The following is a 13343-nucleotide window of genomic DNA, read 5'->3' on the forward strand; positions in this document are numbered from 1 at the left end:
CGACTAAGCGAACCACTTCCCGTGGCCGAGTATCTTCCACATTGCAGGTTCGCGTGACTGCGGACCAATACGTAAGGACGATTGTCTTGCGAGCGTGTCATCTGTCCGACCCGGCCCCCATTGGCGGGTATTTCAGGATGGATATGAACACGAACACTGCAGCAGACCCGGCGCCTCACCCGGTCATCGCCCTTGTAGACGACGATCCGGGTGTCCGCCGTTCGGTTCAGCTCCTTCTCCGCTCACGCGGCTATGACGTCCGCTCCTACGCCTCGAGCGCGGCCATGCTGGCAGACGCGCAGGTGCTGGATGCCGCCTGTCTTGTCACCGACTATCTCATGCCCGAGATCGACGGGATCGCAGTGCTCGACGCGCTGCGCGAGCGCGGCTGGAACGGGCCTGCTATCCTGGTTTCGGCCTATTATTCCCCGCGCCTCATCGAACAGGCGAAACGGCAGGGATTTGCGAGCGTCCTGGAAAAGCCGCTGCGAGAACATCTCCTCAGCGAGACCGTCTCCCGGCTCATCGGCAAGGGTGAAAAGGCTGCTGTTTCGTTGCCCTGAAGTCAGTCCATGTGTTCCTCGTCTCCAGCTTGCCCTGTACGGTCTTCAATGTCGGGGCCATGACGAATACCCTGCCGCGAAAGGCCTTCGCGAGGAGTCGGAAGAATAGGCATGGACGAACAGCTGCCGGTCACGATTACTTTCCACGGCGCGGGCCGCACAGTGACCGGATCCTGCATGGAAATCGCCTCCGGTGAAAGTCGCATCCTGATCGATTGCGGGCTCTTCCAGGGATCGCGAAGCCTGGAGACCTTGAACTATCGCACCTTCGCTTTCGACCCGGACAGGATCGATGCGGTGCTTATGACCCATGCGCATATCGATCATTGCGGTTTGCTACCGACGCTTGTTGCCGCCGGCTATGACGGTCCGGTCTGGTGCACGCCGCAGACGCGAGATCTTCTCGACGTCGTGCTGCCCGACGCAGGCCGACTTCAGGAGAGCGATATCGCGCGCCGAAATCGGCGCGCCGACCGGGCGACCGAGCGGCCGTTACAGCCCATCTACACCGTTAGCGACGGTGAGCGCGCAGCACGCCTGGCGCGCGGCATTGCTTTGCAGCAATGGTTTGAGCCCGCACCCGGTATCCGGGCACGGCTCTGGAACGCGGCGCATATTCTCGGATCCGCCTCTATCGAGCTTTCCATCGGTGGTCTGCGCCTGCTCTTTTCCGGCGATCTGGGTCCGGAAAACAACGCTTTCTATCCCGATCCCGAAGCACCCGCCGGGTTCGATCATGTGATGTGCGAGAGCACCTATGGTGATCGGACATTTGCGCAGCCCACGATCCGGCAACGCCGTACGCTGCTCCAGCAGGAGATCAGGCAGGCACTCGCACGGGGCGGCAATCTCGTCATTCCGGTGTTCGCGCTCGAACGCACACAGGAGTTGCTGCTCGACATTGCCAGCCTGATCAATGCCGGCAGGATCGCCAGGGTGCCGGTTTACATCGATTCACCTCTGGCGGGTCAGACCACACAGATATTTGCCAGACATGCCGAAGCGCTGGAAGATTTGGGGCGGGGCAGGGTTTTCGATCACCCGGCTTTTCATTTTGTCGAGACCGCAGATGAGTCGATGGCGCTCAACGACGTGTCGGGTGGGATCATCCTTGCTGCGTCCGGAATGTGCGAGGGCGGGCGCATTCGTCATCATCTTCGGCACAATCTGCCCCGCCCGGACTCAACGATCCTGTTCGTGGGGTTCCAGTCGGCGGGCACGCTGGGCCGCGCGATCCTGGAGGGTGCCAAACGCGTGCGAATGTCGGGCCGCACGATACCGGTCCAGGCATCGATCCGGCGGCTCGAAAGCTATGCGGCCCATGCGGATCAAGATGGGCTTATCGCCTAGCTCGCGGATCGGGCGCCTATTTCTGGAAGCCTGTTCCTTACCCACGGGGAAGCGAAAGCACTCGATATGCTCAGCGCCCGGATTACCGAGGGTGGCTTGGCGCGTTCGATCATAATTCCGCAGATGGGTGAGCGCTATGCCCTGGCTCCAGCGGTGCCGGCGAGCCTCGAGGGCGCGGCCCTTCCCGAGGCCGGCGCTGCGATCGGTTCGGACTGGCGCAATAGCTACGCTGATCTCCTCGTCAATCTTCAGGCCAAACTTCGGGAAATCCCAACCGCGCAAGGTCGCGAGGCGGCACTGCGGCGCATGACGGAAATGCTGGCCATTTCAAAAGCCGAACAATCGGTCCCGCCGGAGGATTGATCGATAGGGACAATCGACACTTTCGCTCTGTGACGCGCGCCATCGTAAAATTTCAACCAATGAGGCCAGCGCCGTCGCCTGCAGGTTCCCGACAGGACTGCCGGGCGATGCCCGCGCTATCACCCCAAAGACAAGCGCGGCGCCGTAAACGGCGGCGAGACAGAAGATGCCGACCGCGGTGTCGATGCCCAAAGCGATGAGCCGGCGCCAAATATGAATTCCGTACGGTCGAGCGGGCCAGTCGTGCTACATGGCCGGACACGTCAGCCCGCGATTGCCGTCATGGCGAGCGGGACTGTCATGATACCAACGAGCAAGCTGATACCGATCGTGATCCGCAACCTCTGTTCATCGCGCTCGGACCGGGATGTGCTCGATGGCAAAGTCGGCGTGCAGAAACTGCTGCCGGTCTGGGGAGCCAACGGGGAATACGGCATCGATGTTACTTTCATTATGAAACCGGGAGCCAGGCTAGAACCAGGATCGGGCTCGCCGCATTCGTAATTATACGCAGCGATTTTAGAATGGATCACCTAAGCCGGCTTGAGCATCTTGCGAACCAGAACCAGCGTGGCGTCACCGGGCAGGGGCTGCACCACAAATCCCGAATCCCTCTCGACCTGGATCGCAGCGCGGTTGCCACGGTTCTCGATGGATTCGATCACGGAAAGTCCCCGGTCTGTGGCGCGCTTGGCAAGGAAGGCCAACAGGGTCCAGCCGATCCCTTCATCATGATGTTCGCCATGGACCGAAATCGCGACTTCACCGCGCTCACCCGCCGCATCGCAGGCGAGCATGCCCGTAGCAACGACCGTCCCATGCGCCAGAAATACCAGATAACTCTCGATATTGCTGCTATCGCTCGAAGTCATGGCCTTGATTTGATCTGCCCCGATGACGTTCAACCCGCTGAGGAAGCGGAAACGCAAATCTTCCTGCGTGATCGAGCGGAACAGGTCGGTGAGCGCCGCTGCGTCGTCCGGGCGTGCCCGTCTGACCTTCAGTTCCAGACCCGATCGGGTCGTCAGTTGGACGGGTTTTTCATTGATCTTCATGACAGGTCCCATTCGTTTGTGCAGGCGGCCTTTGGTTGCTGCCGGGAGAATGATCTTGCCGCCAATCTCGGCGTGGGCATTCTGTCGAAACGGGAGGCGAACAAGAGTCTTCTGCACTGGCGAAATCGCTGTGGCTGTCATCCCGGCCGAGCGCACTACGCAAATGCCCTGATCTGGATGCCTGTCACAATTCCCATGTCTTTGAGGCCGGATTGGACTTCCCCTAGCCTCCTCCGATGAACCCTTGATAACCAAGCGCCTGCGTTCAGGGTTGGTACGGATCGTTTAGCGGGGAACTCCAGCAGGAACGAACTTCAGGGCCATCCCAACGTGGCAGCAACTCCGTCAACGGCGGCGGAATCGCCTCTGCGCACAAGGCTCGAACGTGGATGCCAATCCGTCTTACAGCCCCATCAGAGGAGAGGACTAATCAGGCGCGCCAGATTCTCGGCGATTTTCCGCATGAACGGTCGACCGGCCCAATCCTCGGGCGTCAGTTCCCTGCTGCCGGCGAAATAGCGCTCCTCCACGGCTCGAATGCGGCGGACTTCGCCGGGGGCGTATATGACCAGATTGGCCTCTGCATTGAGTGTGAACGACCGGATATCGACGTTGCTCGAGCCGACTGTGGCGAGGTCATCGTCGACGGTGATGTGCTTGGCGTGGAGCAGCCTGTCCTCATAAAGGAACAGACGCACGCCAGCACGCAGCATTTCCGCGTAGAAGGAGCGCTGAGCGAGGCCAACCAGCAGCTGATCCTGCACGAGTGAGACGATGAGGCGCACATCCACACCGCGCAGGACGGCGGACTGGATGGCTTCGATCAATCCTTCGTCGGGAATGAAATAGGGGGTGGTGATAACGACACGCTCGCGCGCGCCATAAATGAGCTCGACGGTGAGGCGTTCGCTTCCAGACACCGGATAATCGGGTCCGCTGGGCAGCAGCTGCAGTGGTACGTCTCCGCCTTGCCTCGCAGCGGAGAACAGAGCATCGCCTGCCAATTGCTGTTCGGTTTCGAGATACCAGTCCGACAGGAATACCGACTGCAATTGCGCGACGATCGGCCCCGTCGCGCGCGCCACCAGTTCCTGATTGCGGATGCCGGGCCGGAAATCGGCGGCGACGATATTCTGGGAGCCGATATAGCCGATCTGTCCGTCGATGATAGTGAGTTTGCGGTGATTGCGAAGGTCGGCTCGCGCCGGCCGCCATCGTAATGGCCTGACCGGCAGGACCTCCCTTGCATCGATGCCCCGTGCCTGCATGGCTGCAATCACGCGTGAGCGCCAGGGCCGCGAGCCCAGCGCATCGATCATTACCCTGCAGGAGACGCCGCGCCCGGCCGCGCGGCCCAGCGCTTCGACGACCTGCGTTCCGACCTCGTCGTCGGCGAAGATATAGACCAGCAGATGAACATGATCGCGCGCGTCGCCAATGTCCCGGCAAAGGCTCTCGACGGTGTCATCATATTCGTAAAGCAGTTGAAGGTCATTGCCACCAACCGCTTTCATTCCGCCCAGGTTCGTGACGAGTTGCGCGACAGGACGACGCCCCCAGTCAATGTTGGCGGGAAATCCTGTCGCTGCCGCAACGAGTGCCGCATCGGCCTGTCCGGATCTTGGGTTGCCGGCAAAACGCTGCCTTCGCCATTTGGGAAATCGGGGGCGGCCGATAGCGATATAAAGGATGAGGCCGGGAATCGGCAGGAAGAAGAGGAGCAACAACCAGCTCCGGGCCGCTTCGGGAGACCGGCGGAGCGGAACGAGCAGGACCATCGCCAGCCGGATGATCCACTCGATCGCCAGATAGAATGCGCCCCAATGTTCCTCTAGATAAGTCATTCCGTCATCGTTGCTGGTGCGCGGGATGTCGGCAAGTTCTTCCTGGCGCGAAGGATGGTGAGTTGCGGTCCTTTGGCACGGGACGGTTGGCACTTGTGCTTGTTCGCCGCTGCGCAGCGCAACGTTGAGCGAACGGAGCGCGGCGCGACAGGAGAGCCTGCCGAAGCGCCGGCAACAGCGCGAACGGTCCGCAGAACGCTGGGAAGAGATGGCCCGCGCCGCCGAAGAAACCGAGCGACGCACAGCGATCAATGAAGCGCAAAAGCGGGCAAGGGACATGGCATGACCAACGCTCGGTGAACTTCCGGTGGGCTACCATCCCTCGGACGACGAGACTTTCATGAGCCCCCTGCGGTTGGGGTATTCTCGTTCGCATTCGCTGGCCTGGAAGCTGCAGATGCTCGGTGAGGTCGAGGTTGCCCTCGATCTGTTGCAGATGGAGCAGCTCGGCGGACGCACCCTCAAGATCGTGCGGCACATGAGTCCTCCTGCCTCGATAAGGGATGGCGCCTCACCCAACCCTGGTCTCGCCTGACTTCGGGAACTTACGTAGCGACGCGCGTCCTTATAAAGACACATAGCAGAAACAGGTCGGCATGATCCGGCAGGTGCGAGGATGCACGATATGGTTGATCCGGCGCTGTCCGCGCGTCCCAGGATATGTGTGGTCGATGATGACGCGGCAGTGCGCCGCGCGAGCTTGCTGGCGCTTGAGGCATGCGGCTACGACGTGCGTGCGCATTCGAGCCCCCTGCACGCACTCAGGGACCCTGCCATCGGGGATGCCCTTTGCCTGGTCACGGAGTTTCTCATGCAGGGCATGGACGGGATCGCGCTGGTGCGCGGCCTGCGCGCGGGAGGCTGGACCCGCCCGGCTATCCTCGTCACGGCCTATCGCGATGACTATCTCGTCGCGGCTAAGGGCGAGGAGATATTCATCGACATATTCGAGAAGCCCGCGATCGAGCGGCGCCTGATCGCGTCCGTGGATCGGGCGACCGGCCGCACCTGACACCGCAGCTACGTATATTCCCGAAATGCCTGGTGCAGCCCTTTCAGCGACCTTCGTCCTATCGGGAGGAAGTGGGACATGCTCAAGGATATTCTGGCGATCGTAGATACAGGCGAAGCCGACGAACAGTTCCTCAAGGACGTGCTCGCCTTCGCTCGCCTTCATGAAGCCCATCTCTCGATCGCGATCCTGTCAGCCATCCCGACGCCCGATTACGCCATCGCCTTCGGGCCGCCCTATATCGTACTCGCCGATTTCCTGAAGGCGTCGGAAGAGAAGCAGGCGCGCGTGGAAAAGCTGGTCGGGGGCGAGGGTGTCGAGGTCCGTATATTGAGCGACGATCCGGCGATCCTGCTGGACAAGGCGCCGGTTCAGGCGCGCTATGCCGATCTGGTGCTGTTCGGCCCGGCCGCTGCCTATGCCAATCAGCGGCTGCGGCGGCGGCTCGTTGAAAATGTGGCTCTGTCCTCGGGACGGCCGTTGCTGGTCCTGCCAGATGCCTGGCAGCCGCGCGCGTTCAAGCATCTGCTGGTTGGCTGGAACGCGACCCGCGAAGCGACCCGGGCCGTGAGCGAGGCACAGATGCTCGCGTCTCCTGGCGCACGGATCGAGATCGTGATCGTCGATGGCGACCCTTCGACCCGAGGCCATGGCTCCGATCCCGGTGCGGATATCGCGCGAAACCTCTCTCGACACGGCTTTGCCGTGACGGTTCACGCGCTGGCGTCCGATGGAAACAGTGAGGCTGAAGTGCTCGAGGGCATGGCCCGCCGCCAGCAGGCCGACATGCTCGTCCTGGGCGCGTCGGCGCATTCGAAATTACGCGAGTTGTTCCTGGGCGGCGTCACCCACGATCTGCTCGACGGCGCGCCGGTTCCGATCCTGTTCGCGCATTAAACGCAGAATCTCCCTTGTGGCCGGTCGCCGTCTGTCCCCACAAGTCCGTCTTAGGCTGTTGGATCTGCGCGAGACAGGAATTGCCTCTCCCACACCAGAAAACACATGGGGTTAGGGCCGGATCGCTACCTTCAGAACGCCGTCGCGCTGATGCGAGAAGAGCTCGTAAGCGGTCTCGATATCGTCGAGCCCATATCTGTGCGTGACGAGCGGAGCGGTATCGGCGCGTCCTGACCCGATCACATCCATCAATCGCCGCATGCGCTCCTTGCCGCCGGGGCACAGCGTTGTGACGATGCGATGATCGCCAAGCCCCGCGGCGAATGCATCCAGCGGAATCCTGAGGTCTTCGGAATAGACCCCCAGCGATGACAATGTCCCGCCCGGTCGCAGCACCCGAAGCGCCGCCTCGAAGGTCGTCTGTCGACCCAGAGCCTCGATCGCGACGTCGACGCCGCGCCCGTCCGTGATGCGCCGGATCTCGTCCACCGGATCGACCTTGCCCATATCGACCAGGTGATCGGCGCCCATGCGTTGCGCGATCTCGAGCCGTTCGGATAGGGCATCGACCGCGATGATCGAGGTCGCGCCCATCATTCTGGCGCCGATGGTCGCGCACAGGCCGATCGGCCCCTGAGCGAAGATGGCGACTGTATCGCCGATCTTCACCTTGCCCGCTTCCGCGCCGCTGATCCCGGTAGAAAGAATGTCGGGGCACATGAGAACCTGCTCATCGCTCAGGCCCTCGGGGACCGGCGCGAGATTGGCCATCGCATCGGGCACAAGCAGATATTCAGCCTGCGCGCCGTCGATCGTGTTGCCGAACCGCCATCCCCCCATCGACTTCCAGCCATGGCCATGGGCGGCACCGCACTGGGAATGCAGTCCGGACAGGCACGCATAGGACGTGCCTGACGGCGTGATCGCGCCGGCGACCACGCGCTGGCCTTCGCGATACCCCTGAACGGCCGAACCGAGCTTCTCAATGATGCCGACCGGTTCATGACCGATCGTCAGCCCCGCCGCGACGGGATACTCGCCCTTGAGGATATGGACGTCGGTGCCACAGATCGTCGTCAGGGTCACCCGGATCAGCGCGTCGAGCGGGCCTATTTCGGGGACTGGCTTTTCGCCCAGGATGATCCGCCCAGGCTCGATGAAAATGGCAGCCTTCATTTTCTGGGCCATACGTCCGCTCCCTCAGATTTCTCACGACAGTTGCGGGCCGAAATATCGCCGATAGGCGACAACTGCTCTACGGGATGTCCCGTAACGGCTCTTGACGTCATCGCTGCGGCTTGAGCGTGCGTAGCCTTGTTCGAGCCGATTCGCGATGCAGACGGCCCGTCAGCCCATCCGATGGGGTGTGTTACTGCCCGCCTTAGTAGCATCCCTTATACAGGTCCGGCCGCCCGCCACCTAGGCTCGATCGATGCAACTATGAGGAGTGGCAATGGCAGAGACACCGGTCGTGCTCGAGTGGCACGCGATGCCTATCGAAGAGGTGCTGGGCGTGCTTCAATGCTCCAGTGCCGGCCTGAGCCAGGTAGAAGCGGAGCGTCGTCTCGCTGTATACGGCGTCAATGCCTTGCCGGTCGGGACGACAGTCCATCCGATTCTCCGGTTTCTGGCGCAGTTCAATAGCGCTCTGATCTATTTTCTGCTTGCCGCTGCCTTCGCCGCCGCACTGCTGGGGCATCTCGTCGATGCGTCGGTCATCACGGTCGTCGTCCTCATCAACGCCATCGTAGGATTTCTCCAGGAGGGTAAGGCGGAGAGGGCGCTGGGCGCCATTCGCGATATGATAGCGCCCCATGCAACGGTTCTGCGCGATGGCGCGCGGCGCACCATAGAAGTTCCGGACATCGTCCCCGGCGATATCGTGCTGATCGAGGCGGGGGACCGCGTGCCAGCGGATATGCGCATCCTGCGCGCCCGCGGCCTGCTTGTCGATGAAGCCGCGCTGACCGGGGAATCCGTCGCAGCGGAGAAGCAGGAGGCGGCGGTCGGTGAAGACGCGGCCATCGCTGATCGCCAGTGCATGCTCTTCTCCGGAACGCTGGTCGCATCTGGTCAGGCCAGCGGCATGGCCGTAGAAACAGGAACGCGCACCCAGATCGGCCGGATCAGCAAGCTCATGCAGGCTGTGGAGACGGTCAGCACGCCATTACTGCGCCAGATCAACGCCTTCGGCACGCGCTTCACCGCCTTCGTTCTCGTTGGTGCGATCGCGCTGTTTGCTTTTGCCGTGCTCGCTCGCGAGTTCCACTGGATCGACGCGTTGATCGCCGTGGTGGCACTCGCCGTCGGCATCATTCCCGAAGGCCTTCCCGCCGTCATCACGATCACGCTGGCGATTGGCGTCCAGCGCATGGCGGCGCGCAATGCCGTTATCCGTCGCCTGCCGGCCGTCGAGACGCTCGGCGCGACCTCGGTCATCTGTTCGGACAAGACCGGTACGCTCACGCGCAACGAGATGATGGTGCGCCGTATCCTTCTGCCGAGCGAAGAACTGATGGTCGGCGGATCTGGCTATGCGCCGGAGGGCGGGCTCACCAGCGAGGGCGCGGATGACGACGCGGCCGCCATCGCGGCGTCGGCGGCGATCATCCGATGCGGATTGCTGTGCAATGATGCGGCGCTGCGCAGTGACGCAGGCCGCTGGCATGTAGACGGCGACCCCATGGAGGGGGCGCTAGTCGCGCTCGCGATGAAATCAGGTCTCAATCCCGACCATCTGCGCGGCGAATGGAAGCGGATCGACGAGATCCCGTTCGACGCGGCCTATCGCTTTATGGCGACGCTCCATCATGGCCCAGGCGGGGAAGGCTTGATCTTCATCAAGGGCGCGCCGGAGGCCGTCATCGCCATGGCAGGCGCCGATCCCCGGAGTTGGGAGCCGCGCCTCGCTGTTGCTGCCGATCAGGGCGAACGGCTGCTCGGGTTCGCCATCAAGCGGCTCCAGGCTCGTGACGATCGGCTCACCTTCTCTGATCTGGATCACGGAATAGAATTTCTTGGACTGATGGGGTTCATCGACCCGCCGCGCGAGGAGGCGAAGGCAGCGATCGCCGAGTGTCGCTCCGCCGGGATCGCGGTCAAGATGATCACTGGAGACCATCTGGCCACAGCGCTCAGCATCGCGCGCCAGCTTGCGCTGAGCGATGCGCCTCGCGGAATGACCGGAGCCGAGCTCGAACGGATATCCGACCGGGAGCTGTTTGACAAAGTGCTGGAGGTCGATGTCTTCGCGCGCTCCAGTCCGGAGCACAAGCTTCGGATCGTCCGTGCGCTGCAGGCGCATCGCCTGATCGTCGCCATGACCGGTGATGGCGTCAATGACGCGCCCTCGCTCAAGCAGGCCGACGTCGGCACGGCCATGGGACACAAGGGCACCGAGGCGGCTAAGGAGGCCGCCGAGATGGTGCTGCTGGATGACAATTTCGCGTCGATCGTGGCGGCGGTGCGCGAAGGCCGCACGGTTTACGATAATATCCGCAAGGTGATCGCCTGGACCCTGCCGACCAATGGCGGCGAGACGGTCGCGGTCGTTCTGGCAATCCTGGTGGGTTTCACGCTGCCGATGACGGCGACGCAGATCCTCTGGATCAATCTGGTCCTCGCCGTGACGCTGGGTCTTGTCCTGGCTTTCGAGCCGAGCGAACCTGGAACCATGGCGCGGCAGCCTCGGCACGTCGATGCGCCGCTCCTCTCGCCGTTCCTGCTGTGGCGCGTGTTCCTGGTCTCCGGGCTGATGGCCGCGCTGGCGCTCGGGATATTCTTTCACGCCAAGGGGCAGGGGCGCGATCTGGAGACGGCGCGTACCCTGGTCGTCAACATGCTCGTTGTCGCCGAGATCTTCTATCTCTTCAACGTGCGCTATCTGCATATGCGCTCGCTCACCTGGCGCGGCGTGCTGGGAACACCAGCCGTGCTTGCCGCGATCGCGGTCGTGATCGGCGCGCAGCTTTTCTACACCTACGCGCCCGTCATGCACGCGATCTTCGAGAGCCGGCCGCTCGCGCTTGCCGACGCCATGCTGATCGTGGGCCTGGGAGTCCTCCTCTTCCTCTGCCTCGAGGCGGAAAAGCTGCTGATGCGGCGCCTGGGCTGGTTTGAGGAACTCGCGTGACCAGTGCCGATCTTCTTCAGGAAAATGTGAAAGGACATCCGATGACCCATCCCCGCCTGGCGCCGCCCCACAAGATCCTGCTCGCCACGGACCTCAGCTGCCGCTGTGACCGCGCGCTCGACCGGGCGGTCCAGCTTGCCAAGGAGTGGCAGGCGGAGCTGATCGCAGCCTATGTCGTCGATCCCGATCAAAGCCGTCAATACCGGTTCGATCGGACGCCTGCCTCCTGGAGGCGGTTGCCGAGCCCCGTTGAACGGATGCGCTGGCGCCTCAAGCGCGATCTCGGCACCTCGGCCGAGTTCATCCGGGTGATCGTCGAGGAGGGGCCGCCTGGCGAGACTCTCCTCTCGATCGCGGCGCGAGAAGGCTGTGATCTTATCGTGACCGGGATCGCGCGCGACGAGACGCTGGGACGGATGATCCTGGGCAATACCGTCAACCGGCTTGTACGCGGTTCACCGGTGCCCGTCCTCATCGTCCATGATCGCGCCCTTGGCGCCTACAGGAGCATTGTCGTGGCGACGGATTTTTCCGAAGCCTCGCTGCAGGCACTCCTGACGACCTCTGCGCTGTTTCCAGGGCGCGACCTGACGCTGTTCCATGCCTATGACGTCCCGTTCTCGGGCCTGCTCGATGAAAGGGACTATGTCCGTAACCTGCGCACAATGGAGAAGGAATTGGGTGCGAAATTCCTCAGCGACGAGCGCGTCGATACAGCCGTGAGGGCTAGCGCTACTTTGGCAGAAGTGTGATTTTTGGGATTCCCTGCTGGGGAAATGCGTGCTTCATAGGAAGCCAGCTTTGATGGAGGCTGGCGATGGAAGAGGATTGGCAGCGGGATCTCGAGCATTGGCTTGAGCCGTATCTGCAGAAGTTGGGTAACAAGACACGGCGTCGGATGTGCCCAGCCTACATCGCCGGCTTGATTGGCCCCGGCGATCGCAAGAGCATCCAACCCATCGCGGCCCGCGCAGACGCGCTCAGCTATGACCGGCTGCATCATTTCATCGGTGCCGGGATCTGGGATAGCACGCCGCTGGAAGCGACGTTGTGGCGGCAAGCGGATGAGTTGGTCGGTGACGACAAAGCCTGGCTGATCATCGACGACACAGCTCTTCCCAAGAAGGGCAAGGCCTCGGTCGGGGTCGCGCCCCAATATGCTACGGTACTGGGCAAGAACGCGAACTGCCAAACGCTCGTGTCGGTGACCTTGGCTTCGGGGGAGGTGCCGATCATGCTGGGTTTGCGGCTATACCTGCCGGAAAGCTGGACCAGCGACACGGCCCGGATGGAGAGGGCTGGCGTGCCCAAAGATTTCCAAGCCTATCGCACGAAGCCCGACATCGCCATCGAGGAGATCGATCGGGTCATTGCTGCCGGTGTGCGTTTCGGCTGCGTCCTGGCCGACGCCGGCTATGGCTTGTCAGCGCCGTTCCGGCAGGCGCTAAGTGCACGAGGCTTGCGCTGGGCCGTTGGTATTCCCCGGCACCAGAAGGTCTATCCTGCCGACGTGCAGTTGATCTTCCCGGTGGCAGGACGTGGGCGACCACGGGTTCGGCATGTGCCCGACGTCAAATCCCGAGCAGCCCATGCCATGCTCGAAGATGCGAAATGGCGGCAGGTCAGTTGGCGCCGAGGGACCAAAGGCCGCCTGACGGCTCGCTTTGCCGCCATGCGTGTGCGTATCGCCGATGGCGCGCCACAGCGGATCGGAGCTGCTGGCGCTCAGCATATGCCAGGCGAAGAGGCTTGGCTGGTAGGTGAGCACCGCTCGAACGGCGAGCGAAAATACTATCTCTCCAACCTCCCCGCCGACACCGCGATCAAGGACGTCGCTGGCGCCATCAAGGCGCGCTGGATCTGCGAACAGGCGCACCAGCAGCTCAAGGAGGAACTCGGCCTCGACCACTTCGAAGGACGATCGTGGACGGGGCTGCATCGCCATCTTCTCATGACAATGATGGCCTATGCCTTCCTGCAAACACGAAGGCTCGCGAAGGCGGGCCGGAAAAAAAAGAGTCTCCGGACCTCCGCCTCAGCCGAGCATGCCCGCCATCCGACAGGCCATCATTGACAGAATATCGAGACCTCCGCCAGACCAATGCCCACATTGCGGCGGGAGCCTAT

13 protein-coding genes are annotated in these 13343 nt (G+C 62.5%); 10 read left to right on the forward strand and 3 right to left on the reverse strand.

Features of this window, described 5'->3' with window-relative positions:
• Nucleotides 1-143 precede the first annotated feature (143 nt).
• From A7Q26_RS03275 to A7Q26_RS25805, 3 genes are all read left to right on the forward strand, one after another.
• On the forward strand, nucleotides 144-563 hold the full coding sequence (locus A7Q26_RS03275; protein WP_010335973.1) for a response regulator transcription factor: 420 nt from the start codon (nucleotides 144-146) through the stop codon (nucleotides 561-563).
• Between the two features lie 111 nt (nucleotides 564-674).
• On the forward strand, nucleotides 675-1913 hold the full coding sequence (locus A7Q26_RS03280) for an MBL fold metallo-hydrolase (RefSeq protein WP_232313655.1): 1239 nt from the start codon (nucleotides 675-677) through the stop codon (nucleotides 1911-1913).
• Between the two features lie 96 nt (nucleotides 1914-2009).
• Complete coding sequence (locus A7Q26_RS25805) at nucleotides 2010-2276, forward strand: hypothetical protein (protein ID WP_232313656.1); 267 nt, start codon at nucleotides 2010-2012, stop codon at nucleotides 2274-2276.
• Nucleotides 2277-2809: 533 nt separating this feature from the next.
• Here the strand turns inward: A7Q26_RS25805 and A7Q26_RS03290 are convergent.
• On the reverse strand, nucleotides 2810-3448 hold the full coding sequence (locus A7Q26_RS03290; RefSeq protein ID WP_232313657.1) for a GNAT family N-acetyltransferase: 639 nt from the start codon (nucleotides 3446-3448) through the stop codon (nucleotides 2810-2812).
• 296 nt (nucleotides 3449-3744) lie between these two features.
• Complete coding sequence (cls, locus tag A7Q26_RS03295; RefSeq protein WP_066856544.1) at nucleotides 3745-5175, reverse strand: cardiolipin synthase; 1431 nt, start codon at nucleotides 5173-5175, stop codon at nucleotides 3745-3747.
• 124 nt (nucleotides 5176-5299) lie between these two features.
• On the opposite strand from cls, the gene A7Q26_RS25490 reads away from it, so the two are divergent.
• The 4 genes from A7Q26_RS25490 (at nucleotide 5300) to A7Q26_RS03310 (ending at nucleotide 7084) form a co-directional block, all read left to right on the forward strand.
• On the forward strand, nucleotides 5300-5461 hold the full coding sequence (locus A7Q26_RS25490; RefSeq protein ID WP_198162820.1) for a hypothetical protein: 162 nt from the start codon (nucleotides 5300-5302) through the stop codon (nucleotides 5459-5461).
• A gap of 54 nt (nucleotides 5462-5515) precedes the next feature.
• Nucleotides 5516-5710 (forward strand): hypothetical protein, encoded by a 195-nt coding sequence (locus A7Q26_RS03300; RefSeq protein ID WP_138984402.1) that lies wholly within the window; start codon nucleotides 5516-5518, stop codon nucleotides 5708-5710.
• Nucleotides 5711-5800: 90 nt separating this feature from the next.
• Nucleotides 5801-6187 carry a response regulator gene (locus A7Q26_RS03305; RefSeq protein WP_066856547.1) on the forward strand — a complete coding sequence of 129 codons (387 nt, stop codon included), beginning with the start codon at nucleotides 5801-5803 and terminating at the stop codon, nucleotides 6185-6187.
• 78 nt (nucleotides 6188-6265) lie between these two features.
• Nucleotides 6266-7084: a universal stress protein gene (locus A7Q26_RS03310; protein WP_066856549.1), complete on the forward strand. Its 819-nt coding sequence runs from the start codon at nucleotides 6266-6268 to the stop codon at nucleotides 7082-7084.
• Nucleotides 7085-7195: 111 nt separating this feature from the next.
• Here the strand turns inward: A7Q26_RS03310 and A7Q26_RS03315 are convergent, their stop codons facing one another.
• Nucleotides 7196-8272 carry an NAD(P)-dependent alcohol dehydrogenase gene (locus A7Q26_RS03315; protein ID WP_010335677.1) on the reverse strand — a complete coding sequence of 359 codons (1077 nt, stop codon included), beginning with the start codon at nucleotides 8270-8272 and terminating at the stop codon, nucleotides 7196-7198.
• 265 nt (nucleotides 8273-8537) lie between these two features.
• Between A7Q26_RS03315 and A7Q26_RS03320 the strand changes: the two genes are divergently transcribed.
• The 3 genes from A7Q26_RS03320 to A7Q26_RS03330 all read left to right on the forward strand — a co-directional run bounded on the left by A7Q26_RS03320 (nucleotide 8538) and on the right by A7Q26_RS03330 (nucleotide 13290).
• Nucleotides 8538-11216, forward strand: a complete 2679-nt coding sequence (locus A7Q26_RS03320) for an HAD-IC family P-type ATPase (protein WP_066856552.1) — start codon at nucleotides 8538-8540, stop codon at nucleotides 11214-11216.
• Nucleotides 11217-11257: 41 nt separating this feature from the next.
• Nucleotides 11258-11968 (forward strand): universal stress protein, encoded by a 711-nt coding sequence (locus A7Q26_RS03325; RefSeq protein WP_157102438.1) that lies wholly within the window; start codon nucleotides 11258-11260, stop codon nucleotides 11966-11968.
• Nucleotides 11969-12033: 65 nt separating this feature from the next.
• Nucleotides 12034-13290 carry an IS701 family transposase gene (locus tag A7Q26_RS03330; RefSeq protein ID WP_066856557.1) on the forward strand — a complete coding sequence of 419 codons (1257 nt, stop codon included), beginning with the start codon at nucleotides 12034-12036 and terminating at the stop codon, nucleotides 13288-13290.
• The last annotated feature ends 53 nt before the right edge of the window (nucleotides 13291-13343 follow it).

Source organism: Sphingobium sp. TCM1 (genome assembly GCF_001650725.1).
In the GTDB taxonomy this organism is placed as follows: domain Bacteria; phylum Pseudomonadota; class Alphaproteobacteria; order Sphingomonadales; family Sphingomonadaceae; genus Sphingobium.

Bases quoted from the DNA above. Each gene is read 5' to 3' on its own strand.
- A7Q26_RS03275 (WP_010335973.1), top strand. From the start codon at position 144: ATGAACACGAACACTGCAGCAGACCCGGCGCCTCACCCGGTCATCGCC.
- A7Q26_RS03280 (WP_232313655.1), top strand. From the start codon at position 675: ATGGACGAACAGCTGCCGGTCACGATTACTTTCCACGGCGCGGGCCGC.
- cls (WP_066856544.1), bottom strand. From the start codon at position 5,175: ATGACTTATCTAGAGGAACATTGGGGCGCATTCTATCTGGCGATCGAG.
- A7Q26_RS03300 (WP_138984402.1), top strand. From the start codon at position 5,516: ATGAGCCCCCTGCGGTTGGGGTATTCTCGTTCGCATTCGCTGGCCTGG.
- A7Q26_RS03305 (WP_066856547.1), top strand. From the start codon at position 5,801: ATGGTTGATCCGGCGCTGTCCGCGCGTCCCAGGATATGTGTGGTCGAT.
- A7Q26_RS03310 (WP_066856549.1), top strand. From the start codon at position 6,266: ATGCTCAAGGATATTCTGGCGATCGTAGATACAGGCGAAGCCGACGAA.
- A7Q26_RS03315 (WP_010335677.1), bottom strand. From the start codon at position 8,272: ATGGCCCAGAAAATGAAGGCTGCCATTTTCATCGAGCCTGGGCGGATC.
- A7Q26_RS03320 (WP_066856552.1), top strand. From the start codon at position 8,538: ATGGCAGAGACACCGGTCGTGCTCGAGTGGCACGCGATGCCTATCGAA.
- A7Q26_RS03325 (WP_157102438.1), top strand. From the start codon at position 11,258: ATGACCCATCCCCGCCTGGCGCCGCCCCACAAGATCCTGCTCGCCACG.
- A7Q26_RS03330 (WP_066856557.1), top strand. From the start codon at position 12,034: ATGGAAGAGGATTGGCAGCGGGATCTCGAGCATTGGCTTGAGCCGTAT.